This window comes from Pseudomonas sp. MWU12-3088 (genome assembly GCF_023242405.1).
In the GTDB taxonomy this organism is placed as follows: domain Bacteria; phylum Pseudomonadota; class Gammaproteobacteria; order Pseudomonadales; family Pseudomonadaceae; genus Aquipseudomonas; species Aquipseudomonas kribbensis.
Genome location: NZ_JALJEA010000001.1, coordinates 1 through 24,614 on the forward strand (window position 1 = coordinate 1; position 24,614 = coordinate 24,614).

Here is a 24,614-nt window from a genome sequence, read left to right on the forward strand (position 1 = left end):
CTCCGGTACTTCGGGTTCCGATGACTGGCGTGCTCCAGTCGTCTGATCGTGGAGACGATCACCCTGACCGGCGATAGCGGTCAGGGTGTTTTTCGACGGACAAGGTTCGCAGACAGCGTTTTTCGAGCTGGCACGCCTTCAATCAGGGAGCAGTTCAATGCGTCAAAGGGACTTGAGGTTTACCTTTTCCGTGCTGTCCGGACGCACGGAGTTTGAAGTGGTTGAGTTCACGCTCGAAGAGGCACTTTGTGAACCTTTTCGTCTGACGGTCGAGCTTGCCAGCTTCAGCTCGAACATCGACTTCGGACAAATACTCGACCAACCCGCGCTACTGACAATCTGGCAAGGAAATACGCCGGTTCGTTATGTTCATGGACTGGTCTCCAGCTTCACCCAAGGCAAAACCGGGTTCCGTCGTACCCGGTACCAAGTTGTCGTAGAGCCACAACTGGCAAGATTGGCGCTGAGTTCAGACTGGCGGATATTCCAGCAAAAAAATGTCCCGGAGATCCTGAAGTCCGTGCTGACTGAACACGGGATAATGAACTATGAGCAAAACATCAATGTAGAGCACCTGCCCCGGGAGTATTGCACCCAGACCGGGGACACTGACCTTTATCTCTTTGACAGACTTTCAACCGAAGAAGGTCTTTTTTATTACTTCAAGTTCGATGCCGATACCCACACGCTGATTCATGGCGACAAACTCTATGTGCAAGAACGCGTTCCAGGCGGGCCGGTGCGTTATTCGCCACAGCCAGTGGCGGACGCCGAGCACCCTGGACTCTACACATTCAGCTATACCGAAAGCGTTCGCACCACCGAACAGACGCAACGCGATTACACCTTCAAACGCCCAGTCTATGACCAGCAACATCACCTCATCGGTGAGGACCTGCAGGGCAAGGCGCAAAGCTATGAGCGTTACGACTATCCCGGGCGCTACAAGGTCAGCTCGGCCGGCAGGTCCTTCACTGAAACCCGTCTTCGCGGTCGCCGCCGGGATGCTCACGTAGCAAGGGTGGAAGGTGATGACCCGCGTTTGCTACCCGGTTTTTCATTCCAACTGTCCAATCATCCCAGAGACGATTTCAATCGCTGGTGGCGCTCGATACGCATCACCCATAAGGGGGTGCAACATACCAGTCAGCAGGAGGAGTCGGCTGATACACAAGTGGGGGTCAGTTACGACTTCGTGGCGGAAATCGTCAGCGAGGACACCGAGTGGCGACCGGAACCCATGCCTAAACCCCGAATCGACGGCCCCCAGATTGCAACCGTGGTGGGTCCTGAGGGGGAGGAGATCTATTGCGACGAGTGGGGCAGGGTGAAGGTCCAGTTCCCATGGGATCGGGAAGGCAAGAACAACGAATTCAGTACGTGCTGGATCAGAGTGTCACAGAACTGGGCAGGTGCAGACTGGGGCCACATGGCGATACCGCGCATTGGGCAGGAAGTGATCGTTGACTATCTCGATGGCGATTGCGATCAACCCATTATCACGGGCCGAACCTACCGCGCGACCAACTCGCCTCCTTACAGACTGCCTGATCACAAGATACTCAGCACCATCAAAAGCAAGGAGTACAAGGGTAACCGCGCCAACGAACTGCGAATCGACGATACCACCAAGCAGATAAGTGCGGCCTTGATGAGTGATCACGGCAGCACCGCGCTACATTTGGGCTATCTGACCCATCCACGACCGAATGGCGGCGATCCCAGGGGCGAAGGATTCGAACTGCGCACTGACGAACATGGTGCAGTCCGCGCGGCGAAGGGCTTGTTGCTCAGTACTGAAGAGCAGATCAATGCAAACGGCGGGCACCTGAACCGGGCCACGGCGGTTCAAGTACTTGAAGCTGCACTTCAACTGGCAAAGGAACTGGGCGATTACGCTCAAGAACATCAGGGCATCGATCACGATACCGAGCAGCAAAAGACACTCAGTGAAGCAGTGCGCGACCTGGGGCATGGCGCCAACGACGAGTCAGGAAAGGCCAACGGTGGAAACCCGGCAATCGCCCTGAGCGGTCAGGCGGGTATCGCGGCGGTTTCCCCCAACTCGCTGACCCTGGCGGCGGGTGGACATATCGATACGGTTGCGCAACAAAATCAACAACTCACCAGTGGACAAAAATTCGTGATCAACGCCGGGGCGGATCTGGGGCTTTTTGCCCAAAGCGGCGAAATGCGCCAGATCACTCATCAAGGGCCGATGCTGCTGCAGGCCCAAAAGGACACCATCCGCCTGGAGGCCGATCAGAGTGTAGAAATCAGCGCTGGCAATCAGCATGTGGTGCTCAGCGCCAAGGAGCACATCACTCTCACCTGCGCAGGCGCTTACCTCACGCTCAAAGGCGGCAACATTGAACTGGGCATGCCAGGCAACTTCATCGTCAAAGCCGGTAAACACAGCCTTGTCGGTCCGGCCCATGCTTCAACGACTTTCAATACCTGGGCGCAGACACCGTTCAATGAACGCGTGCGCGTGGTGCGTAACGGAAGCCCGTTGCCCAACTATCGCTACGCGATGACACGGGCGGACGGCGCGCGAGTGGAGGGTGTGACGGACGGAGATGGTTGGGCTGCCTTGCAGCAGGGGCTGACGACAGAAGGCTACGAGTTCCATCTTCTCGGGCCTGCCGAATGATGCGGCCCAAGCTGACGAATGTTTTTTCAGTCAACATAAAGCACAGAGGCAGGGAGAGCCTGAATGAGTGAACCAACAAGGCCGGTTCCTACCCAGATTGGGCCGGATGGAAATGTCATGGCGCGCGTGACCATGAGTCGCGCTTCCAACCTGACCCGCGCGGAACTCGTCGCACCACCGGATAACGCCATTCCGGTCATTTTCATCCCCGGCATCATGGGCAGCCCCTTGATAGCGACAGGACCGAATGCTCGTTTGATGGGCAACGATAATAACTGGGCCTGGTTTCCCGACGACGCCACGGGGTGGGTGGCCGGCTTAACAAAATGGAAAAGCTACAACACCCTGACGCCCCTTGAACGCAAGCAACTCCTCGACCCGCAACAAACCCGTGCATTCTCGACTCCCGAAGACTCCGATCTGGCCACCGTGACGAAGTTTGTCACCACACTTCCCGTACAGGAGGCGAGAAACCGTGGATGGGGCTCAGTGTCGCTGGATTCCTATGGACCGATCCTGAATTTCCTGGAGGCACAGCTACGATTCATCCTGGCCCAGGATGGCCGCCCTTATCCCGGGATAATGGGAGCATTGCCGCGCGACACCTCTATCTGGGGTGGTCTGAAAGGCTACAGTCCTCTTAAAACAGATGATTTGAAGGCAGCGGCCGAGTTCCGTTACCCGGTTTACGCCGTAGGCTACAACTGGCTCAATTCCAATTCGCAGGCAGCAGACTATCTGGCAGGGCGAATCCGGGCCGTGCTGGAACGATGCCGAAAAGAGCTCAAAGTCAAATGCGAGCACGGTGTAATTCTGGTTACACACTCGATGGGCGGACTGGTTGCCCGCATGTGTGCCAAACGTAATCCAGACCTGATCCAGGGAGTGGTACACGGTGTCCAGCCTGCCATCGGCGCGGGTACCGCTTATCGGCGCGTCCGCGCCGGCTGGGAGGACGTTGCGGGAGCGATAGGACTGGGCGGGACGGGCAAGAAAATCATGCCCATCTTTGCCAATGCTGCCGGCCCATTGGAGCTGCTGCCTAATCAGCGCTATGGGGAAGGATGGCTGCGCGCGACATACGATGGCAAAGAGCTGTTCAAGTTACCGAACGGACCAGACCCATATACGCAGATTTATCTGAAACAGAATGCTTGGTGGCGATTGATGAATGCTGCCTGGATCAATCCGGTCGGAAATACCACTCAGGCAACGCTGATCAGTGCCTGGAGCAACTACGAAAAAATGCTCGGACAGGCCAAAGCGTTCCACATGGGATTGGGCGACTACTATCACCCGAACAGCTTTGTCCACTTTGGCTCTGACGCCAGCCACCAGGCATTTCACAAGGTCACCTGGAAAATGATCACCGGATATCTTCCTTCAAACAGGCCAGGTATGCCTCCTACCCCACTGCCTCCCCCATCCCGCGAACAAGCGATAACTTTGCGCCTTACAGGGGATAACCATGAGGGACGGGCCATGATGACCAACGATGTCGGTGAGGAAAGCTGGATCAACAAGCAAGGCACCGCGGTCATACATAACAGTCGGGGAGATGGTTATACCGCGGACATCCAGGGCCAGGATCAGGCCGGAGATGGCACCGTGCCCGCGCATGCAGCTGAAGACGCGGCGGAGAAGGCCGTGTTTGCCGCGCGCATGACGGGTTTTGACCATCAAGGCTCCTACAAAAACCGAAACGTGCAAAACCTGACGCTCTATTCCGTTCTGCGAATTGGTGCCAACGCCAGGAAGTTACCCGCGTGAACGCTCGGTACTCTCTGGCACAAACTGTCTTTCTTGTTTCGTTACTGGGGGCCCAGACCTTTGGCAGTAGCCAGTTGCATGCCCGCCAGACAGACCGGAGCCATCCGATGAGTGAGTTGACCCGAAACATGCAAAACCATTGTGTCGGCCGGTTGTTGATCGACCTGCCACAAGGCACAACCTGGTCCGCCAACGCCAGCAGTGCACAGATCGGCAACCTGACTGTCGCCGTGACCACAGGCATCAGCCAGGATCAGTATGACGAATTGATCGAGCGCCGGTGGCAAGAGGTGCAGGCCATCAAGAAAGATCAAAACGGCAAGGCCTATCTACAACCGTCCGAGCGCATCACCTCGACCGAAGGGGGCACTCTTTTCGCCTACGAGTTCGAGTACGTCGAAGGTCTGGCCGAAGATGACGAAACGGTCGTCCAGAAACTGTTTCATCAGGCTGAAGGCTACCTTTGGCGAGATGGAAACCTGTTCAGGATATCTCCGTCACTCAATGCAAAGGCTGCTATCAGCCAGCTGTTCCCGCGATTGCACTCACGGGAAGCCGACGAGATTCCCACCAGGCCTGGTCTTTGCCTGAGCCATACGTTCATTGATGGTTACTACGACATTGCCAATGGAGATCAGGAAGAAGTGAGCTGGGGGTTCACACTGCCTCTTGATCTCTCGTTGGTTGTCAGAGAGGCGGCCGTGTGGGAGCCGTGTCAATCCATGCTTGAGCGTCGCCGTGAGGCCGACAAGGAAAGCGCAGGATTGGTCGCGCGCCTGTTGGCCGAACCTGGTGTTGTTGCAGGTCGCAAGGAATACCGGGCAGTTGAACGGATAGTCGGAGAGCTGGCAGGTGAAGAGTACGTCATGGGGGGGACCGAACAGAAAGAACCCCAGGTATTCAAAACCAATATCGGCGGTGAGTGGGCCTATGCCGGGCGCGCAACGCCCACGCCGCTTCCCGGCATCAATCTGGGGATGGACACGACCTATCAGACAACTCGACAACCGGCCTCACTGGGAGCATTTCCTGAGTACGAAGAGACTAACGGAAGACCGACACAAGAACAGTTCTTCGAAGTCTGGGACGCCATCATCGACAGCGTCCGCTTACGCCCATCGGCATTGCTGCCACCTACGGGTGGAGCGCCGCGACCGCCTGATCCGGACAAACCAAAGGTTGTCAGCAAAGCCGCAGCAGATGATTATGTCCTGGAAGAGTTCCTGACCAGCTTGCCTTCGTCGCAGAACTGGATGGATAAACTTTGAAGTGATTTCTGAGCCCAAACTCTCGACACATCCAAGGACGGTCATTTTATGCAATCTCCCATCACCGACCCGATTGATGCGGGTCGATCCAGATTGTTGGTCTTTTCCTTTCTCATCGCTTTTTTTGCCATGATGCTCATGGTGCTGCGCATAGCACAGCAAAACTACATCATGGCCTTGGGTGCGCTTTGGGTAGCAAACGCACTGACCGCCATACTCCATGCCGTGTACTGGGGGCGTCATGGTGTGTCGGGCGGTTTCAAAGCCGCGATTGTGTTCCAGCTCTTATTGACTGTCGCGCCATTGTTTTTCGGCAATCTGGGTATCGCACTTGTATTTTTGATGCTGGGGGGGGAAGTCCATTACTGGTAGCGGCGAAACCAGAACAATCAATCTACGAACAAACTTTTGGCAGGCACTATCCACCCTGTCGACGACATCAAGGATCTGACATGGATATCATTCGTCTAGGCGACTCCACCAGCCATGGGGGTACCGTAATTGAGGCGTTCAACAACACCGATCTGAACGGCAAGCCTATTGCTGGCGTGGGCCACAATGTCGACTGTCCTCAATGCAAAGGGAAATTTCCGATTTCGGAGGGCAGCGCTACGCTTGATGTCGGCGGAGTTCCCGTCGCGCTGCACGGCATGAAGACTGAATGTGGCGCTAGCCTGATTGCGAGCAACCCCAAAGGGGATGCCGATAAGTAAACGATGCAAGTTGACTTGTGTTCCGCTAATAGCACCCTCACATGGGGGAATATTCATTTTTTACATCTATGAAAGTTAACGATCTGGTATTGCCCGACGCTTACATCGTCTTCGCTTCCAGGTATCAAGCGTCAGGCGGGTTTTGTAATCTTCGGCTCAAGGATGAGCAGTACTCCTTTGGTAACGGGCTGGAAACCGAGCTTACCCAGATCTACATCGACGAATCCGAACTGACTGCAAAATCTCAGAGGCTCAAGGAAGACTTTGTGGCCGATGGTTACACCGTCGATGGTGTGCCTATCGGGCTCGACGGCATGAAAACCGCGTGTGGCGCCGCGTTGATTGCCAGCGGTCCGAAAGGGGCGGTTGTCAGCTGATTCACTGAATTTCGATAAGGAACCAGATCTCCGGTCAGCGATTCAGACAAGGCTGAGATCCAGTCTTTTCGTGCCTGGCACAACACGGGACAGACTTGGATAAGCAGGGAGAAGGGATTATGGAATACTTTGTGCTTTCTCAAAAAGAAGAGTCCGGTTGCCCGGTCGGATTCTTGCAGGCGGATCTATACGATAAGTTCTACTCAGATACCAAGGACGTTGAGCATGGTTTTTTTTCGTGGTACGCGGAGAAAATTCATTACAAAACGCATACGCCTTACCCAGAAGGCATGGTGCTTATTTCCAAAGACAAGTTCTATGACTTTGATATACGTAGCATTGCCCGATTTTATATAGTCAGTGACGAATTCATGTTTGTTTGTAGCGAGATGGATGTTGCTGTTACTGATTCGGTGCCAATCAAGGTGGTTTCCAAAGCTGGAGAAAGTATTTCATCCAGGAACTACAATGCTGTCCTTTTTGAGGAACTGGATGCGCGCTCGCAAACTGACCCGGCATCGACTTTTATAGAGGAGGATGGGTTGATCTTCAGATTCAAAAAGCTTGTATTGCCAGCAGGCTTTAATCGGAATCTGTTCAAATTCAAGGGGCTGATTTCAGGTAGTAATACGCTTATCTGTTCAAGTGAGTTCAAGAAGCTCGCGGAAGGTATCAAAGGGGTAAACTTCACTCCTCTGAAGGATGTGATCTGGTCGGGCGTGAGACCTATTTGACAGCGAGCACAGGGTTTATGAATTTTTATGTGCTTTCACAGAAAGAGGAGCAAGGCTGTCCTGTCGGGATCTTACGTGCTGATCTTTTCGACAGATATTATTCCTGCACAAGAGATGTTGAATTTGGTTTTTTTCCCTGGTACGCGGAAAGGGGGAAGCCCGGGCCGCGTACACCCTTTCCGGAGGGTATGGTTTTAATCTCCAAAGATGAAAACTATGAATTCGATATTCGCAGCGTTTCGAAATTTTTTTATGTAGTGAGTGACGAATTTTTAGCCGCCTGTAATAGCTTCAATGTGAATATGGTTGATAGCGTCAGGATCGACGTGGTTTCGGAGGGCGGAAAATGCATTTCCTCAAAACATTACAATGCTGTGTTGTTCGATGAGCTGGATGTACGGACAAACTGCGATCCAGCCTCTACGTTCGTAGAGGAAAAGGGCAGGCCGATCCGGTTCAAAAAATTAGTGCTTGCTGAAGATTGGAAATTCGACCTTTTCAAGTACAGAAGACAGGTGTCAGGAAGTGATAGCCTGATCTGTTCTCAGGTGTTCAGAGATGCGGCAATCGATTTCAAGGGTATTGATTTCACCCCTTTGGAAACGGTTGTCTGGTCTGGGATTAGACGAATATGAAAGATGTAAAACCGGATTTTCGCCTGGTCGATAAAACCAGTCCTGTTCATATTCAGGTATTTGCAGGTAATAGCTCTGATGGTCCGGTACACGAGGAACTCCCGGCTCGTGTTGTAGGCGCAACAGCCTATGAACTGCTGTCCTCGCCCGGGCTGGCGCTGAATATGGCCCGCGGAGACGTCATATCGATCAAAAACAAAAACACCCATGCGGTGGTGCTTGAACGAGGTGGCAACTTTTGCATTCACATATACGCCGATTCCATTCCTGCTGCGGATATCGCTGAGCTGGAAGTCGATGTGCGGCGTGAACTGGGTGGAACGCTGGACGGCGTGTTTGAGGGCAATCTTTCGTTGGCCGTTCCAGCGAGCAACGGGATGAACAAGATCAACGAGGTTTTTGACCGATTTCGCGATAGAACCGGGATTCAATGGTATTACGCCAACATCTATCAGAACCTGGATGACGATGATGACGAGACGCTGTTGAACTGGTGGCTCGAAGGCTGATGACCCTGAGCCCACAATCGAGTCGAATCGGATCAATAAACAAGGAGTAGCTGTGAGCGAACATGAGCGGGTTTATCCCAGCGCAGCGCAGCGCGCGATCTGTGAAAAATACGGGATGTCTGTGCTTCCTCCCGAGGAAATGGTCGCTATCGCCATTGAGTCGCTAGGAAACACACCCATTTATGGCACACGTGTTTGTTTGCCGGATGGGGGGAATGTCAGCTGGTTCATCCACGGCGGCACGCATTCAGCGGCGATTGATTTTTACCAGCCGGTTTGTATTGAACACTTGCCCGAAATGCTTCCGCTGGTGATGAAATATCTGTGTTTGCCCACGGGGGCAAAATTCATCATCGATACCAAAGGGTACGAAGACGTCTGGATGGAGGAGTGACTTAGTCAAAGGAGTGACAAGATGAAAGATGCAATCCACTTTGACGATAACCAAAATCGAGTTCAAAACTCTCCAACATTTAAAGGAATAAATATGAAGACCGCTTCTTTGATTCTCGCCATGGCAGCCGCGTTTGGCACCCACTCGCTCGCCCACGCCGAAGGGCAAGACGCCGCCACCCTGAAAGGGATATACGACAACGGCCGCAACATGTCAGGCCTGATCAAAAGCTGTGTCGACAAGGGATTCCTGAAAGCGGACAGCACCGAGAACGCCAACAAGATGGCCGCATTCGTCGGCAACATGCCAGGCGATTTCGACAAGCGCGACGGCGACAAGAACGAACAGTCTGGCCGTAAAGGCGAAGTGTTCACGGATGGGGAATACAAGAGCCTGGAAAGCAACCTGCCGCCGAACCTCACGCTCAAACAATGGTGCGAACAAGCGGATCAGGGCATGCGCGAAGGGCTGAAGCGCGTCGGTCTGTAGCCGTCAGCCGATTCAGGACCGACTGCAACGGCAAGTCGATTGCCGCAGTCGGTCTTCAGGTCAGTTGAGTCCCCGATAGACAGGCCTAAGCTAATGCAAAAAAGATATTTGTTCGGAGTTTTATATATCGTTTAGTTTTGATTCACAGACGAATCAAAGCATCAAACCGACAGACCCCCGATTGCCATGACGGCACACGCTGAATCGATCACAGGCTCTTCAGGTTTGATTCACACGGGAGTGAATCATGCCGCATACCTTGGACATCACCGCATTACCAACCCTTGATCTGTCGCAGCTCGACGGTACGCCGCAGCAGCGCCAGGCCTTTCTCGATGACTTGCGTCACGCTGCTCGCGATGTCGGGTTCTTCTACCTGACCGGCCATGGCATCGACGCCAATCTTCTCAAGCAGGTTCAGGATCACGCCCGCCAGTTTTTCGCCTTGCCCGACAGTGAAAAAGCCGCTGTCGGGATGATCAATTCGCCGCATTTTCGCGGTTACAACCGCGCCGCTTCCGAGATCACTCGCGGGCAGCCGGATCAACGTGAACAGTTCGATCTGGGTGCCGAGCGTGAGGTCTTGCCGCTGACGGCCGACAGTCCGCTGTGGGCGCGTCTGCAAGGTCCGAATCAATGGCCGCAGGCGTTGCCGCAACTCAAGCCGTTGCTGCTTGATTGGCAGCAGGCGATGACCCAAATGTCGCTGCGCCTGCTGCGCGCTTTCGCCCAGGCACTCGCGCTGCCGGAGAACGCCTTCGATCGTTTGTACGGCGACAAACCCAACGAACACATCAAGCTGATGCGCTATCCGGGGCAGTCCTCGACGGCGAGCAATCAGGGTGTCGGCGCGCACAAGGATTCGGGTTTCCTCAGTTTCCTGCTGCAAGACCGGCACGCCGGCCTGCAAGTGGAGATCGAAGAGGGGCGCTGGATCGACGCGTTGCCACGGGACAACACCCTGGTGGTGAATATCGGCGAGCTGCTGGAGCTGGCCACCAACGGTTATCTGCGCGCCACGGTGCATCGCGTGGTCTCGCCGCCGGCGGGCAGTGAACGGTTGTCCATCGCGTTTTTCCTCGGTGCGCAACTCGACGCGGTGGTGCCGCTGTATCCGTTGCCGACGGTGTTGCTGCGCGAAGCGCGAGGCCCGGCGAGTGATCCGCTCAATCCACTGTTCCGCGATGTCGGCTGGAACTACCTCAAGGGCCGGCTGCGTTCGCACCCGGATGTGGCGCGTCGGTTCTATGCCGACGCATTGCTGCCCGAACCAGCGGCTCGCAAGACCGCCAACGCCTGATCCATCACTCGCTAAAGGATTCTCCTCATGTTGAAAACAGCAGGTTTGACCCTGGCCGTCCTCGGCGCGCTGGTGACTTCGTTCAGTGCTCAAGCGCTTGAGCCGTTGCGGGTCGCGGCAGACCCCGTGCCTCATGCGCAGATTCTTGCGTACATCCAGAAGCTTGATCCGCAACTGAACCTCAAGGTGATCGAAATCCCCCAGGGCGTGAACTCCAACGAGCTGCTGGTACACGGCGATGTGGACGCCAACTACTTCCAGCATCTGCCGTACCTGCAATCCCAGGAAAAAGCCCTCGGCGAAAAACTCGCAGTGGCGGCCACGGTGCACATCGAACCGCTGGGCATCTATTCCCACCGCCACAAAACCTTCGCCCAGGTGCCGGACAAGGGAACGGTCGCAGTGCCGAACAACGTCACCAACCTGAGCCGCGCGCTGTACCTGTTGCAAGACAACGGCCTGATCAAACTCAAGCCTGGTTTCAATGACCCGGCGGCCGATCAGGCAACGCCCAAGGACATCGCCGAAAACCCGAAACACCTGAAGATCCTCGAAATCGAATCACCCCAACTGCCTCGCGCACTGGACGACGTGGATCTGGCGGTAATCAACGGCAACTACGCGCTGGAGGCCGGTCTGGTGCCGGCCAAGGATGCGCTGGGCCTGGAGAAAGCCGAGCACAACCCTTACGCCAATATTCTGGTGACCACCCCAAAACTGGAAAACGATCCGCGCATCCAGCAACTGGCCAGGGACCTGACTTCGCCGCAAGTGGCCAAGTACATCGCCGAGAGCTTCAAGGGCTCGGTGATCCCTGTGGCGGATGCCAAGCCATGATCGTCGTCGAGCGGTTGAGCAAGACCTATTCGTCAGCGTCGACCCCGGCGCTGGACCAGGTATCGCTGAGCATTCCCGATGGCGCGATCTACGGGATTCTCGGGCGCAGCGGCGCGGGCAAATCGACGCTGCTGCGCTGCCTCAATCTGCTCGAACGTCCGGACGCCGGGCGGATTCTGCTGGACGGCGAAGACCTCACCGCACTGTCCGATCAGGAACTGCGTCGTCAGCGTCAGCGCATCGGCATGATCTTCCAGGGTTTCAACCTGCTGCATTCGCGCAATGTGTTCGACAACGTCGCGGTGCCGCTGGAAATTGCCAAAGTCGCCAAACCACAGCGTCATGAACGGGTTCGGGAACTGCTGGATCTGGTGGGTCTGAGCGACAAGGCTGAAGCCTTTCCTTCGCAACTTTCGGGTGGCCAAAAGCAGCGGGTCGGGATCGCCCGGGCTTTGGCGGCACGTCCGGCGTACCTGTTGTCGGATGAAGCCACCAGCGCCCTCGACCCGGAAACCACGGCGTCGATTCTGGAGCTGCTGCGCGACATCAATCGTCAGCTCGGACTGACCATTGTGCTGATCACTCATGAACTGGACGTGGTGCGTTCGATCTGCAATCACGCCGCGTCCATGGCTAACGGAAAACTGGTGGAGGCGGGGCCGGTGGCCCGATTGCTCGCCGATCCGCAGTCCTCACTCGGCGCTTCGCTCAGGCCAAGTTGCGGTTTGCCGCTGGGGCACGACGCCCCCGGTTTGAGTTTTCTGCGGCAATACGGCGTACGGGCGGCCCACTCATGAACCGCGTCATCGACTGGAATGAAATCCTGCAACTGGTGCTCAACGCCAGTGGTGAGACCCTGTACATGGTGCTGCTCGCCGGGCTGTTCACCTTGTTGATCGGCTTGCCGCTGGGGGTGTTGCTGTTCATCAGCCGGCGTCAGGGTTTGTACCCGCTGCCCCGGATCAATCAGGCACTGGGCGCGCTGATTAACCTCGGGCGTTCGCTACCGTTCGTGGTGATGCTGATTGCCCTGATCCCGCTGACCCGCCTGGTGGTTGGCACCACGTTGGGCAGCACCGCCGCCGTAGTGCCGATCACCATCGGTGCCTTCCCTTTTTTTGCGCGGATCGTCGAGAACGCCCTGGACGAAGTCGAAAAGGGCCGCATCGAAGCGATCCTCGCCATGGGCGGTGATATCCGCCATGTGATTTTCAAAGTGCTGCTGCCCGAAGCGCTGCCGGCCTTGCTGGCGGGTATCACCCTGACGCTGGTGATGCTGATCGGTTTTTCCTCCATGGCCGGGGTTATCGGTGGCGGCGGGCTCGGCGATCTGGCCATCCGTTACGGCTATCAGCGGTTCAATAATGAAGTGATGGTCGCCACGGTCGTGGTGCTGGTCATCCTCGTCCAGGGTGTGCAGAGCCTGGGTGATCGGCTGGTGCGTTCACTGGCTCATCGACGTTAAGGAATCTTATGAGTGCGCCTGTCGCCGTGACCTCCGAGCCACTGATTCGTGTGCGTGAACTGAGCAAGACCTTCGGCTCGAACCGCGCGCTGGAGCGGGTCAGCCTGGAGATTTTTCCCGCCGAAGTGGTGGCGTTGCTCGGCGCCAACGGCGCGGGCAAATCGACGCTGGTAAAGATCCTCGCCGGCAGTCAGTCGGCCGACAGCGGCGATATTCAGGTGGATGGTCAGCCTCGGCAATTCAACTCGCCGCTATCTGCTCGGCGGTTCGGCATCGTCGCGGTTCATCAGCAGATCAACGAGGGCGTCGCACCCGGATTGAGCGTGGCGGAAAACCTGTTGCTCGATGAACTGTGCCGCCCGGACGGCGACTTCTGGCTCAACCGCAAACGCCTGCTGGAGCGCGCCGCGAACATCGCGGCCGGGCTTGGTTTGGTGCTGCCGCTGGAGCAACCGATCGAACACCTCGGTCAGGCCGAACGGCAACTGGTGGTGCTGGCCCGTGCCTTCGCTCTGCAACCTCGGTTGCTGATTCTCGACGAACCGACAGCAGCGCTGTCGGATGTTGAAGCGCAGCGTCTGTTTGGTCTGATCGACACACTGCGCAGCCGGGGTGTGGCGATCATTTATATCTCCCATCGCCTGTCCGATCTGCAACGGGTGGCGGATCGCGCCATCGTCCTGCGTGACGGGAAACTGGTCGGTGAGTTCAGTGCGCGGCAATTGCCTCAGGCGCTGGAAGCCATGCTTGGCCAGGCGCTGGAGGCGCATGTTTACACGCCGCGAGCCACAGGGCGCGAAGTGCTGAAGCTGCGCAACGTGAAACTGCTGCCGCGCACCCGAACCTTTGACCTGACCTTGCATGAAGGCGAAGTCGTAGTGCTCACCGGGCTGCTCGGCGCCGGTAAGAGTGAGATCGCCGAAGTGCTGTTCGGCCTGCGCAAACCGTTGTCCGGCTCATTGCAACTGGACGGCGCCGACTGGCAACCGGGCTCGCCACGGCAGGCGATCCAGAGCGGCGTGTTTTTCGCCGCCGAAGACCGGGCCAGTCAATCGCTGGTGCCGGACTTTTCATTGCGCCGAACCCTGACCTTGCCGTTTCTCGAACGCTTCACCCGTGGCGGTTTCATCCGCAACCGCGCCGAAGCGGCAGCGGTGGAGGCGCAGGTTGCGGCGCTGGGGATCAAGACCGCTGGCATCGATGTGCCGATGAGTGCGCTGTCCGGCGGCAATCAGCAGAAAGTCGTGCTCGGTCGCTGGCTGCTTGGCGAGGGCAGGGTGCTGATCCTCGACGAACCGTTTCAGGGCGTCGACGTACGTGCCCGACGCGAGATCGGCCAGCTGCTGCGCGACAGCGCCGATGGCCGCGCCACGCTGGTGATTTGTGCGGATGTCGATGAAGCCCTGGAGATCGCCGACCGGATTCTGCTGGTACGCGATCACGCGGTGGTCGCCGAGTACCCGCGTGCCGGTCTGGATCGCGCCGTTCTGGTCGCTGCGCTGGCCGGCACTGATCCGCAAAGTTCTTTCATTCAAGCCGCGCCAAGGAGTAGAGCGAGTGCCTGATTCGAGTTCCCTGTTGTCATCCGCCCCGGCGACGTCCGAGCGCTTCGTGCAGGCGCTGATCCGTTACGGCCTGCTGTGGGTGCTGACGTTGATCGTGGTGTTTTTCAGTGTCGCGGAGCCGGCGTTTCTGCGGGTCGGCAACCTGTTCAGCATCTTGCAGTCGGTGTCGATTGTCGCGCTGCTGGCATTGGGTGTGACGCTGACCATGGCCGTTGGCGGGCTTGACTTGTCCATCGGCGCGGTGGCCGCCATGAGTCTGATGATCGCCAGTTACGTGATGGTGGTGCTCGGCTGGGGCGCGCTGCCGGCGGTGCTGATCAGTCTGGCGGGCGGCGCGCTGGTCGGGCTGCTCAACGGCTGGCTGATCGTGAAGATGCGCGTGCCGGACATTCTCGCGACGCTGGGCAGCATGTTCCTGGTGATCGGCGTGCAACTGATTCCCACGGGCGGGCGCTCGATTGCGGTGGGCATGACCCTGCCCAATGGCGATGAAACCGAAGGCTCGTTCAGTGCGCTGTTTCTCGCGCTCGGCCGTGGGCGGCTGTGGGACATCGTGCCGGTTCCGGTGTTGATCACGGCGGTTGTCGCGCTGGCGGTGTGGCTGTTTCTCGAACGCACGCGCATCGGCCGGTTGTTCTACGCGATTGGCGGCAACGAGCAGGCGGCGCGGCTGGCGGGTGCGCCGGTGCAGCGCTTCAAGTTGCTCGCTTACGTGCTGTCGGCGCTGTTGGCCTCGCTCGGCGGAGTGTTGTTGGCGGCGCGGTTGGGGCGCGGCGATGTCAGTTCCGGCAACGGTCTGGTGCTCGATGCACTCGGCGCCGCGCTGATCGGTTTTGCCGTGCTCGGAGCGAAGAAGCCCAACGCCTTCGGCACGCTGGTCGGCGCGTTGCTGGTGGCGTCGTTGCTCAACGGCCTGACCATGCTCAACGCGCCGTATTACGCACAGGATTTCGTCAAGGGACTGGTGCTGGTGCTGGCCCTGATGTTCACCTTCGGCCTCGCGCATCGGGCGCGTTGAGCCGGTCCATTGATGCTTCAAGGAAAGATCCATGCACGGTTCAATCAAGCAGTTCGCACGTCATTGCCTCACCGGTGCCTTGCTTTCGGCACTGGCACTGAATGCCCAGGCCAAAGCCTTGCCGGGTGCACCGGCACCGTTCGATAAAGGTCAGGTACAAATTGCGCTGGTGGGGTATCTGTTCTCCGGGGATTTCCCTGAAGCCTACCTGCGCGGCGTCGAGAAACAGACCGAAGCACTGGGCGCCAACCTGCGGGTATTCGATGCCCGGCAACAGGCGGCCAGTCAGGGTGAAATGATCGATCAGGCGGCCGACCTCGGGGTGGACGGGATCATCGTGCAACTGGGCCTGGCCGAAACCCTCAAGGGGCCGATTGACCGGGCGCTCGCCAAAGGCATCAAGGTCGTTGCTTTCGACGTCGATCTGAACACACCGCAGGTGACTCAAGTCGAGCAGGACCACCACGCGCTGGCGCGTCTGGCGCTGGATCAGGCAGTCAAGGACAACGGCACCCGCTTCGACGCCGGGTACGTTTACATCAGCGGTTTCACACCGATGGAGCGTCGTGACGAGATCTGGAGCCTGGTCAAAAAGAGCAACCCGGGGATTATCGAGAAGGCGCGGTTCGGCACCCTCAATCCGCCGATTGCCAACTCCGTGGCCGATCAGGCCAGCGCCGTGCTGCGGGCCAATCCGGGGATCAGCGTGATCTTCGCGCCGTTCGATGAGTTCGCCAAAGGCGCGAAGATCGCCGTCGACGAGGCGGGCCTGAGCAGCAAGGTGAAGATCTACAGCGCCGACATTTCCACCGCCGACATCCAGATCATGAAGGAACCCGACAGCGCCTGGGCGGCGACGGCGGCGGTCAATCCGCAAGTGGCCGGGGCGATCAGCGTGCGCAGTCTGGCGCTGCTGATCGCCGGCGAGAATCCGGGGCACAAGGTGCTGGTGCCGCCGACCCTGATTACCCGTCAGCAGTTGCTGGATCTGGATGTGAAAAACGTCCGCGATCTGGGGCAGAAACTGCCGTCCTTCGGTGATACCGCCAACGTCGCGCGGGCGCCGTGGATTCCTGTGGCGAACTGAAAATCCCAACACCCAAAAACTACAGCAGACATATGCCGTGCACTGACTGACGACTCCTTTTTTGTCGGCAGCGGACGGGTATTAGCTGCGATAAAAGGAGCTGTCACATGATTCACCGTTCCCGTTCATTACTGGCCGTCGCTGTTGTCAGTGCGATCTGGCAACTTCCCGCGCAAGCCGAGGACACGTCTACCCACGTCGACGATGACACACGGTTGGGCACCGTGCTGGTCACCGGCACCCGGGGCACGGCGCGCACGGTACTGGATTCGCCGGTGCCGGTGGATGTGCTGACCGCCGAAGATCTCAAGTCCGCCGGTGCCGCCGACGGCGAACTGGGGGCGGCGTTGCAAACGCTGTTGCCGTCGTTCAGCCTGCCGCGCCAGTCCAACTCCGGCGGTGCCGACCATGTGCGCGCTGCGCAACTGCGGGGCATGAGCCCGGACCAGGTGCTGGTGCTGGTCAACGGCAAGCGCCGGCACACCTCGGCGGTGGTCAACGATTCGTCGAAAATCGGTCGTGGCACGGCGCCGGTGGACTTCAACTCGATCCCCATCAGCGCCATCAAACGCATCGAAGTGCTGCGTGATGGCGCCGGTGCGCAGTACGGTTCCGATGCGATTGCCGGGGTGATCAACATCATCCTCGACGACGCTCCCGAGGGCGGTGAAATCTCCACCAGTTATGGCGCCTACCACACCCATCAGGACGCCATCGACCGCACCACCACCGACGGCCAGAACAGCGTGACCACCGCCAAGATCGGCACACGGATTGGCGAGGAGGACGGCTTCATTCGTGGCGGCACCGAGTACAAGAATCGCAACCCGACCAACCGCGCCGGTTTCGATGGTTTTGCCGACACGCCGGGCCAGCGCAACTATGTGATGGGCGATGGCCTGGCGCGGGACGTGAACCTGTGGTTCAACAGCGAACTGCCGCTGGCCGGCGGCAAGGCCTACAGCTTCGGCACTTACAACCAGCGCCATACCACCGGCGCCGAGTTTTACCGTTATCCGTCGGAGCAGCCGCAGTTCTATCCCGACGGCTACCTGCCGCAATCCCTCGGCGACAACACCGACATTTCCGCCACCGCCGGTTTCAAGGGCTTGATCGGCGATGATTGGGACTTCGACAGCAGCCTGACCCATGGCCGTAACCGCTTCGAATCGGCGACCCGCCGCACCCTGAACGTCAGCCTCGGTGCGGACTCGCCGACCCGTTTTGACACCGGCGATTACGAGCTGCGCCAGACCACGGCCAACCTCGATTTCAGTCGTGAGCTGCGCCTCGGCGGCCGCTCGTTCGTCCTGGCGCTGGGCGGTGAATATCGCTACGAGAACTACCTGACGTTTGCCGGTGACGAGGCTTCTTATATCGGCTCCGGGGCTGATGGCGCCAACGGTTTGCGCCCGAGCGAAGAGTCGGATCTGGATCGCAACGTGTTCGGCACTTACGCCGAGTTGTCCGGCGATCTCACCGACCGGTTCTTCGTTGACGCCGCCACCCGCTGGGAGCATTACGACGATGCCGGCAGCAAACTCACCGGCAAACTCAGTGGTCGCTACAAATTGACCGAGCAGTGGGCCGTGCGTGGCGCGGTGTCGAACAACTTCCGCGCACCTTCGCTGGCGCAGAGCGGCTTCCAGAACACCACCAGCAACTTCGGCGAGGGCGGCACGCTCACCGACATTCGTGTGCTGTCGGTCAACGACCCGATTGCCCGGGCTCTCGGTGCACAGAAACTCGATCCGGAAACCTCGAACAACTACAGCCTCGGTCTGACCTTCCAGTTGAACGATCGCTTCGATGCGTCCCTCGATGTGTTCCGCATCGACGTCAAGGATCGCATCACACTGTCCCAGCGCATCGGCAGCGACGCGCTGGAAAGCTACATCAATGACAATTTCGGCGTGCCGGGCGTGCATGACGTCAACTTCTTCACCAACGCCGCCGACACCAGCACCCACGGCGCTGAACTGGTGCTCAACTACCATCAGCCGTTCTACGAAGGGCAACTGGGCCTGACCACGGCGTACACCTATAACCACACCAAGGTCACCAGCACCAAAGGTACGCCGTCGCAACTGACCGCATTGGGGATCGGCAACGATGCGCTGGTGGGCGTCGAGGAAACCAACACCCTGACGGATGCGGCCCCCAAGGATCGTTTCGTGTTTTCCGCCAACTGGGCCAGCGAGCATTGGGGTTTGCTTGGGCGCCTGACCCGACAGGGCGAGACCACCCGGGTGTTCGATTTCGGCGACTCGCAGCCTGAGCAGACCTACGGCGCGGTGTGGCAACTGGATGCCGAGGTGACCTACAAATTCACCCCGAAATTCAACATCGCCCTGGGTGGCAACAACCTGACCGACAACTATCCGGAACGCTCCGGCTCGGCCATCAACTACGGCGGCAACCTGCCGTACGACGTGCTCTCGCCGATCGGCACCAACGGCGCTTACTACTACGCCCGCGCCACTTACGGCTTCTGAGATTTGCCGCCATGGATGGCGGACCCTCTGCAGGATCAAGCATGAGTAAAACCAACGGCCCCCAACGCCATTTGCCGGTATTCCAGGCGTTGCTGATCACACTGGGCATGGTCATCACCACCGATATTCTCAAAACCGCGCCGACCGTTGCCTTGAACGTCGGGCTGGAACATTTCTATTGGGTCTGGGTCCTCGGCGGATTGGCGTCGATGGCCGGAGCCTTGTGCTTTGCCGAAATGGCCACCGCGTTTCCGCACCCGGGCGGTGACTATCATTTCCTGCGCACCGCGTATGGCGAGCGCATGGGTTTCCTGTTCGCCTGGTCGCGATTCTCGGTGATGCACACCGGGTGGATCGCGTTGTCGGCGTTCATGTTTGCCGACTACTTCAACGCGGTTTTTCCGCTGGGACAGTACGGCTCGGGGCTGTTTGCCGGCGCGATCATTGCGGCATTGGTGTTGCTGAATCTGACGGGCAAGCACATCGGCTTCATCACCCAGACCGTGCTGGTCGGGCTGCTTGCTCTCGGGTTCCTGAGCATTGCCAGCGCCGGGGGCTGGCTGGCGTGGCAAGGGATCGAACCGACGCTGCCCAGCGATCCCGTCGTGCCCGAACACACCGGCGCGGCAGGGTTTTCCGCCGCGATGATCTTCGTGTTTCTGGCCTTCGGCGGCTGGAGTGATGCGGCGACATTATCCGCCGAAGTGCGCGATGGCCGACGCGGAATCTTCATCGCCATGCTCGGTGCACTGACGGTGTTGATGGCGATCTATCTGGCGTTGAACTGGGCGTTCGTCCAAGGCCTGGGATTCGAAGGCCTGGCCGCGAGCAACGCGCCGGCGGTGGAATTGTTGAACCGCGCCTTTGGTGCGCCAGGGGTGATGCTGATTCTGTTGATGGTCGGTATCGCGGCCATCGCCACCATCAATTCAACGCTGTTGGTCGGTGCCCGCACGACCTACGCGGCCGCCCGCGATGTGCCGCAACTGCGTCGCTTCGGTGAATGGGACGAACGCGATGGCGTGCCGCGCAAAGCCTTGCTGGCCGAGGGTGCGGTGGCGTTGTTGCTGGTGTTGTTCGGCAGTTTTACTCAGAGTGGCTTCAACACGATGGTTGAATATCTGACGCCGGTGTACTGGTTGTTTTTGAGTTTGAGCAGTCTGGCGTTGATCATTCTGCGGCGGCGATTTCCCGAGGTGCCGCGGCCGGTCAGAGTGCCGCTTTATCCGATTTTGCCGCTGCTGTTTTTCGGGTTGTGCGTTTACATGCTGTATTCCAGTGTGACGGTGGTGGGGTTAGGGGCTTTTTTGGGGATCGGGGTTTTGCTGGTCGGGGCGCTGGTGCTGGCGGGGTTGAGCCGCCTGGTGTCGACACCTCGGCAAGCTCTGCAGCAGACAATGGATTAGAACGAAACCTGGGCCGGTTGCGACAAACGCAACACCGACAAATCCCCCGTAATCCGCTTGTAAGCCAGACGAATCGCCTCGATGTCGCTTTCACGCTTCGGGCTGCCTTCGTGCAGGATCACAATCACCTTGGTCGCCAGCCGCTCAGGCACTTTCGCGTCATGGTCCTTCCACTGCCCGTAGGCGTCCAGCACGGTGAAGCCGTCCGGGAACCGCGACGTCACTTCCTGATCGAGAAACTCGCGCCAGCGCGCCGGGCTCACCACACCTTCCTTGCCATCGATCGACCCAACCGAGAAATACAACTCGGTGCGCACCCACTGCGCCTGGGCCGGGCGCGTGGCATCGCCTTGCAGGGTTGAACTGGCGGGATCTTTGGTATGTACGGAGGAAGGAGGAGGCGTGGCACAACCGCTGATTGCCAGAAACAGTGCAGCCACCAACAGGCTTTTTTGCATGGAACGTCCCTTTTTATGAGTTGAGTGCAGGCGCGAGCCATCATAAGGGGCATCAGTAATAGCGATAAAAGATTAAAAAATGGCCGTCTGCTTGATTTACGGAATAAGGAGATCAGCGAGAAAACCATGAAACAGCGTTTTCTCCGGGCACAAAAAAGGCGCGTGAGCGGTTAACTCATGCGCCTTTCATTCATTTGCTGGCGTTCAATACGATCCGATACCGTGCCTTGCCGCTGCGCAGATGGTCGACAGCTTCGTTGACCTTGCTCATCGGAAATTCCTCCACCTGCGGCAGGATCTGATGCCGCGCGCAGAACTCCAGCATGGTCGCCGCCGTGGCGGGCGAGCCCACCGGGGAGGCGGACAAGGATTTTTGTTGAGGGATCAGATTGAACACATGCACCGGAATCGCATCGGGCACGATGCCGACAAAGTGCAGCCGCCCCTTGCCGCGCAAGGTGGCGAGCATCGCGGTCCAGTCGAGATTGGCGTTGGCGGTGATCAGCAGGAAATCCAGAGTCCCGGCAATCGCCTTCAGCGCATCGCTGTCGGTGGAGGCAACGACCTTGTGTGCGCCAAGACGCTTGGCTTCGTCCTGTTTGCTCAGCGACGAGGTGAACGCCGTAACGTCGCAGCCCCACGCATTGAGAAAGCGCAGCGCCAGGTGACCGAGGCCGCCAATGCCCACCACGCCGACCCGGTCGGTCGGCTTGATGTCGAACTCCACCAGCGGGTTGAACACCGTGGAGCCGGCGCAGAACAGCGGGCCTGCGAGGGCGGGGTCGAGATTGTCCGGGAGTTTCAGCGCCCAGGCCCAATGGGTGCGCAAACGATCGGCGAAACCGCCGTGGCTGCCGATGATGGTGGGTTTGGCAGTGGCGCAAAGGTGATGGGAGCCGCCGATACAGGACGAACAATGCATGCAGCTGCCCTTGTACCAGCCGATGCCCACGCGCTGGCCGACTTCCAGGCCGCGGACCTGCGGGCCTGTACGCACGATGCGCCCGACCACTTCGTGACCGGGAATGAACGGGTATTGGCTGATGCCCCAGTCGTTGTCGATCAGCGACTGGTCGGAGTGACAGACGCCGCAGTATTCCACGGCGACTTCGACTTCTTCATCCCCGAGCGGGCCGGGATCGTAACTGTAACGCTCCAGCGGAGCGCCGGCCGAGGTGGCGGCCCATCCGGTAAACGTCGTCGGTTCGGTGTTATTGCTCACAGGACACCTCCAGGTCTGGCGCTGCGGGCGCAGCCTGAAGAGTCTAGCGGGTCATCGCGTATGCGCGAGCCAGGTGTCCAGCACGCGCCGGTCGAGTTCTTCCCAGTCCGCCATGCCCAGCACCCGCGTGGTGTTGAGGCCGCGCAGATAACCGCGCAACTGATTGGCCACGGCCCGTACCGACTCGGAATCAGCCGCTGACTGGCCCAGCACGGATTCGTATTCGACGAGGTATTCGGCCACCCTGTCGCGGAATTCGGGCAGGACGGCATCGCGGATCAAATCAAAGGTACGCACGGAAAATCCTCATTTGTTTTCGTTGTGATCGAGTGTGCAGCAGTCTGCACGCTGCGCAACTATTGGTTCAAGTAATAGTGACCATCAAGAAACGCAAGTTCTGCTTTGCGGCCGACAGGCGGAAAATCGCCTCCATCGAAACGCAGCTCAAGGAATTTGCGCGATGAAGACTCTGACCCGACTGGCTTTGGTCGCCCTGCTGATGGGCGGGGTAGCCACCACTGCACCGACTTACGCAGCCGACGCCGGTACGTGCCATTTTCTTCCCGTCGGCGGCGCCAGCAGCGGACTGCAGCACTCGCAAACCGTGGGTGTGCTGTACAGCGAAAACACGCTGGAGAACCAGCAATACCTGGAGCGCTACCACGACGTGGCGGTGAACGGTGCCAAGGATGCGCTCGATGCGCGGATTCGCGAGGCCTTCGTCAACAGCTCCGACCCGGAACTGGCCATCGACTGGTTGATGAGTTCGTTGCAACAGCAGTTTCTCTCGGTGACCGTCTACGACAGCCTGGATCAACTGGTGCAGGCCCATCCCGACGTGGTGGTGATGCTCGACACCCACAACCGCCTGCTGACCCAGCGCAACAGTCAGGTCGAAGCGCGCTTCGCCGCACGTTTCTACGACGCCAACTTGCAATACATCGGCAAGGCCGAAGGTGCGGTGGAGAAACAGCTGCCGTCGGTGTGGGTTCACAACAAGGCCGCGCCCGAGATTGCAGCCCAGATCGAAAAACAGCGGGACCTGCAATTCAGCGCCTTGAAGCAGTTCGATGATTCGCTCAAAGCCTTGGTGACTGCCGGCTGAGCACACTTATTAAAACCGCAACGGCAGCGCCCGTGACGCTGAACGTTGCTTGAAAACCGAACCTTTTATTTTCAGGATTTTATCCATGCGTGCCTTTTTTATCCCTGCCATGGCGTCTGCCACTTTGCTGCTGACCGCTTGTGCTTCTGCGCCGAATGACCCGACGCTGACCTTGCAGACCCACAAGACCCCGGCCCAGTACGCCGAATGCGTCGTGCCGAAACTGCAGAACAGTGCGATGAACCCGACCGTCTCGCAGACCCAGCGCAGCTACCGGATCGTGGTGCCGAGCAAAGTGGCGGCGGACAACGTGCTGGAAGCCTACAAGGCGCAGGACGGCGGCAAGGTCTTCTTGTATGAGCGCCACTTGCTGGCGTCGAGTTTCATGCCGTCGAGTTTTGAACAGGCCGCCCAGGAGTGCCTGTAACGCCCGACGGTCAACGCTTTTGACGATGCTCCTTTGGTTGGCCGCAACCAACCAATTCCTTTGCCCCGCACCTTGCGGGGCTTTTTTTGCCCGGCGTTTGGCGCAGTCGGCGCTACGCTGGATAGCGGACAAGGTTTTTCGGGAGAACAACGATATGAAGAAGGACAGCAGCGGCGCGGCGACCGAGAGTCCCTCGGCGCTGATCGACGCCAGAATCAACGAACTGAACGACTGGCGCGGCCAGAAACTGGCCGAGATCCGCGCGATCATTCACGAGGCCGATCCGGAGGTTATCGAGGAGTGGAAGTGGCGGGGTGTTCCGGTCTGGTCACACAACGGCATCATCTGCACCGGAGAGACCTACAAGGCCGTGGTGAAAATGACCTTCGCCAAGGGTGCGTCGCTGGAGGATCCGTCGGGACTGTTCAATGCCAGCCTTGAAGGCAATACCCGGCGGGCGATTGATGTTCACGAAGACGACGAAATAGATGCAAAAGCACTGAAAGCGCTGGTGCGTTCGGCGATTACGTTGAATTCGAAAAAGTGATTTGCCGTTGAGGCAGAGATGAAGCAGAGGAGGGTGAAACGAGGAAGAAAATGGCAGGGGCGGCTGGATTCGAACCAACGCATGGCAGGATCAAAACCTGCTGCCTTACCGCTTGGCGACGCCCCTGTAGCTATTGTGTT

The 24,614-nt window shown here is 58.5% G+C and carries 25 protein-coding genes, 1 tRNA gene and 1 pseudogene; 23 read left to right on the forward strand and 4 right to left on the reverse strand.

Annotated elements, in window-relative coordinates; all coding sequences use genetic code 11:
- Positions 1-157 precede the first annotated feature (157 nt).
- From M5B98_RS00005 to M5B98_RS00100, 20 genes and pseudogenes are all read left to right on the forward strand, one after another.
- A complete protein-coding gene (locus M5B98_RS00005; RefSeq protein ID WP_248741308.1) occupies positions 158-2,653 on the forward strand; it encodes a type VI secretion system Vgr family protein in 2,496 nt (831 codons plus the stop codon).
- A 63-nt stretch (positions 2,654-2,716) separates the two neighbouring features.
- On the forward strand, positions 2,717-4,423 hold the full coding sequence (locus tag M5B98_RS00010) for an esterase/lipase family protein (protein ID WP_248741309.1): 1,707 nt from the start codon (positions 2,717-2,719) through the stop codon (positions 4,421-4,423).
- Positions 4,424-4,530: 107 nt separating this feature from the next.
- On the forward strand, positions 4,531-5,691 hold the full coding sequence (locus M5B98_RS00015) for a T6SS immunity protein Tli4 family protein (RefSeq protein WP_248741310.1): 1,161 nt from the start codon (positions 4,531-4,533) through the stop codon (positions 5,689-5,691).
- Between the two features lie 48 nt (positions 5,692-5,739).
- Positions 5,740-6,063 carry a hypothetical protein gene (locus M5B98_RS00020; protein WP_248741311.1) on the forward strand — a complete coding sequence of 108 codons (324 nt, stop codon included), beginning with the start codon at positions 5,740-5,742 and terminating at the stop codon, positions 6,061-6,063.
- 80 nt (positions 6,064-6,143) lie between these two features.
- Positions 6,144-6,404, forward strand: coding sequence for a PAAR domain-containing protein (locus tag M5B98_RS00025; protein WP_248741312.1), 261 nt, complete (start codon positions 6,144-6,146; stop codon positions 6,402-6,404).
- A gap of 284 nt (positions 6,405-6,688) precedes the next feature.
- Positions 6,689-6,781, forward strand: a pseudogene (locus M5B98_RS28770) (PAAR domain-containing protein); the annotation flags it as partial.
- A gap of 119 nt (positions 6,782-6,900) precedes the next feature.
- Complete coding sequence (locus M5B98_RS00035; RefSeq protein ID WP_248741314.1) at positions 6,901-7,515, forward strand: Imm43 family immunity protein; 615 nt, start codon at positions 6,901-6,903, stop codon at positions 7,513-7,515.
- Between the two features lie 17 nt (positions 7,516-7,532).
- Entirely contained in the window at positions 7,533-8,150 is a 618-nt protein-coding gene (locus M5B98_RS00040; protein WP_248741315.1) for an Imm43 family immunity protein, read from the forward strand.
- A 23-nt stretch (positions 8,151-8,173) separates the two neighbouring features.
- A complete protein-coding gene (locus M5B98_RS00045) occupies positions 8,174-8,659 on the forward strand; it encodes a DUF4265 domain-containing protein (protein WP_208647529.1) in 486 nt (161 codons plus the stop codon).
- A gap of 115 nt (positions 8,660-8,774) precedes the next feature.
- Positions 8,775-9,053 carry a hypothetical protein gene (locus tag M5B98_RS00050; protein WP_263859824.1) on the forward strand — a complete coding sequence of 93 codons (279 nt, stop codon included), beginning with the start codon at positions 8,775-8,777 and terminating at the stop codon, positions 9,051-9,053.
- Positions 9,054-9,074: 21 nt separating this feature from the next.
- Complete coding sequence (locus M5B98_RS00055; protein WP_248741317.1) at positions 9,075-9,542, forward strand: hypothetical protein; 468 nt, start codon at positions 9,075-9,077, stop codon at positions 9,540-9,542.
- A 247-nt stretch (positions 9,543-9,789) separates the two neighbouring features.
- Positions 9,790-10,842 (forward strand): isopenicillin N synthase family dioxygenase, encoded by a 1,053-nt coding sequence (locus M5B98_RS00060; protein ID WP_248741318.1) that lies wholly within the window; start codon positions 9,790-9,792, stop codon positions 10,840-10,842.
- 27 nt (positions 10,843-10,869) lie between these two features.
- The gene (locus tag M5B98_RS00065) at positions 10,870-11,679 is read left to right on the forward strand and encodes a MetQ/NlpA family ABC transporter substrate-binding protein (RefSeq protein WP_248741319.1); all 810 of its coding nucleotides are present in this window, start codon (positions 10,870-10,872) and stop codon (positions 11,677-11,679) included.
- Positions 11,676-12,476, forward strand: a complete 801-nt coding sequence (locus M5B98_RS00070; protein WP_248741320.1) for a methionine ABC transporter ATP-binding protein — start codon at positions 11,676-11,678, stop codon at positions 12,474-12,476. The genes M5B98_RS00065 and M5B98_RS00070 overlap by 4 nt, the downstream gene beginning before the upstream one ends.
- Positions 12,473-13,144 carry a methionine ABC transporter permease gene (locus M5B98_RS00075; RefSeq protein ID WP_263859811.1) on the forward strand — a complete coding sequence of 224 codons (672 nt, stop codon included), beginning with the start codon at positions 12,473-12,475 and terminating at the stop codon, positions 13,142-13,144. The genes M5B98_RS00070 and M5B98_RS00075 overlap by 4 nt, the downstream gene beginning before the upstream one ends.
- 8 nt (positions 13,145-13,152) lie before the next feature.
- The gene (locus M5B98_RS00080; RefSeq protein WP_248741321.1) at positions 13,153-14,709 is read left to right on the forward strand and encodes a sugar ABC transporter ATP-binding protein; all 1,557 of its coding nucleotides are present in this window, start codon (positions 13,153-13,155) and stop codon (positions 14,707-14,709) included.
- The gene (locus M5B98_RS00085; protein ID WP_248741322.1) at positions 14,702-15,727 is read left to right on the forward strand and encodes an ABC transporter permease; all 1,026 of its coding nucleotides are present in this window, start codon (positions 14,702-14,704) and stop codon (positions 15,725-15,727) included. Before M5B98_RS00080 ends, M5B98_RS00085 begins: the two co-directional genes overlap by 8 nt.
- A gap of 31 nt (positions 15,728-15,758) precedes the next feature.
- The gene (locus M5B98_RS00090; protein WP_248741323.1) at positions 15,759-16,814 is read left to right on the forward strand and encodes a substrate-binding domain-containing protein; all 1,056 of its coding nucleotides are present in this window, start codon (positions 15,759-15,761) and stop codon (positions 16,812-16,814) included.
- A gap of 107 nt (positions 16,815-16,921) precedes the next feature.
- Positions 16,922-19,309 (forward strand): TonB-dependent receptor plug domain-containing protein, encoded by a 2,388-nt coding sequence (locus tag M5B98_RS00095; RefSeq protein ID WP_248741324.1) that lies wholly within the window; start codon positions 16,922-16,924, stop codon positions 19,307-19,309.
- Positions 19,310-19,350: 41 nt separating this feature from the next.
- A complete protein-coding gene (locus M5B98_RS00100; protein WP_248741325.1) occupies positions 19,351-20,715 on the forward strand; it encodes an APC family permease in 1,365 nt (454 codons plus the stop codon).
- Here the strand turns inward: M5B98_RS00100 and M5B98_RS00105 are convergent.
- From M5B98_RS00105 to M5B98_RS00115, 3 genes are all read right to left on the reverse strand, one after another.
- Positions 20,712-21,173 (reverse strand): DUF3574 domain-containing protein, encoded by a 462-nt coding sequence (locus M5B98_RS00105; protein WP_248741326.1) that lies wholly within the window; start codon positions 21,171-21,173, stop codon positions 20,712-20,714. The genes M5B98_RS00100 and M5B98_RS00105 overlap by 4 nt on opposite strands.
- A 190-nt stretch (positions 21,174-21,363) precedes the next feature.
- A complete protein-coding gene (gene ahr / locus M5B98_RS00110) occupies positions 21,364-22,395 on the reverse strand; it encodes an NADPH-dependent aldehyde reductase Ahr (RefSeq protein ID WP_248741327.1) in 1,032 nt (343 codons plus the stop codon).
- Between the two features lie 51 nt (positions 22,396-22,446).
- Complete coding sequence (locus M5B98_RS00115) at positions 22,447-22,692, reverse strand: hypothetical protein (RefSeq protein WP_248741328.1); 246 nt, start codon at positions 22,690-22,692, stop codon at positions 22,447-22,449.
- Between the two features lie 163 nt (positions 22,693-22,855).
- Here M5B98_RS00115 and M5B98_RS00120 point away from each other — a divergent pair, with 163 nt between their 5' ends.
- From M5B98_RS00120 to M5B98_RS00130, 3 genes are all read left to right on the forward strand, one after another.
- Positions 22,856-23,500 (forward strand): ATPase, encoded by a 645-nt coding sequence (locus tag M5B98_RS00120; protein ID WP_248741329.1) that lies wholly within the window; start codon positions 22,856-22,858, stop codon positions 23,498-23,500.
- An 85-nt stretch (positions 23,501-23,585) separates the two neighbouring features.
- Positions 23,586-23,927 carry a hypothetical protein gene (locus M5B98_RS00125; protein WP_248741330.1) on the forward strand — a complete coding sequence of 114 codons (342 nt, stop codon included), beginning with the start codon at positions 23,586-23,588 and terminating at the stop codon, positions 23,925-23,927.
- A 154-nt stretch (positions 23,928-24,081) separates the two neighbouring features.
- Complete coding sequence (locus M5B98_RS00130) at positions 24,082-24,474, forward strand: DUF1801 domain-containing protein (RefSeq protein WP_248742143.1); 393 nt, start codon at positions 24,082-24,084, stop codon at positions 24,472-24,474.
- Positions 24,475-24,525: 51 nt separating this feature from the next.
- On the opposite strand, the gene M5B98_RS00135 is transcribed toward M5B98_RS00130, so the two are convergent.
- Positions 24,526-24,600, reverse strand: a tRNA-Gln gene (locus M5B98_RS00135).
- Positions 24,601-24,614: the final 14 nt, after the last annotated feature.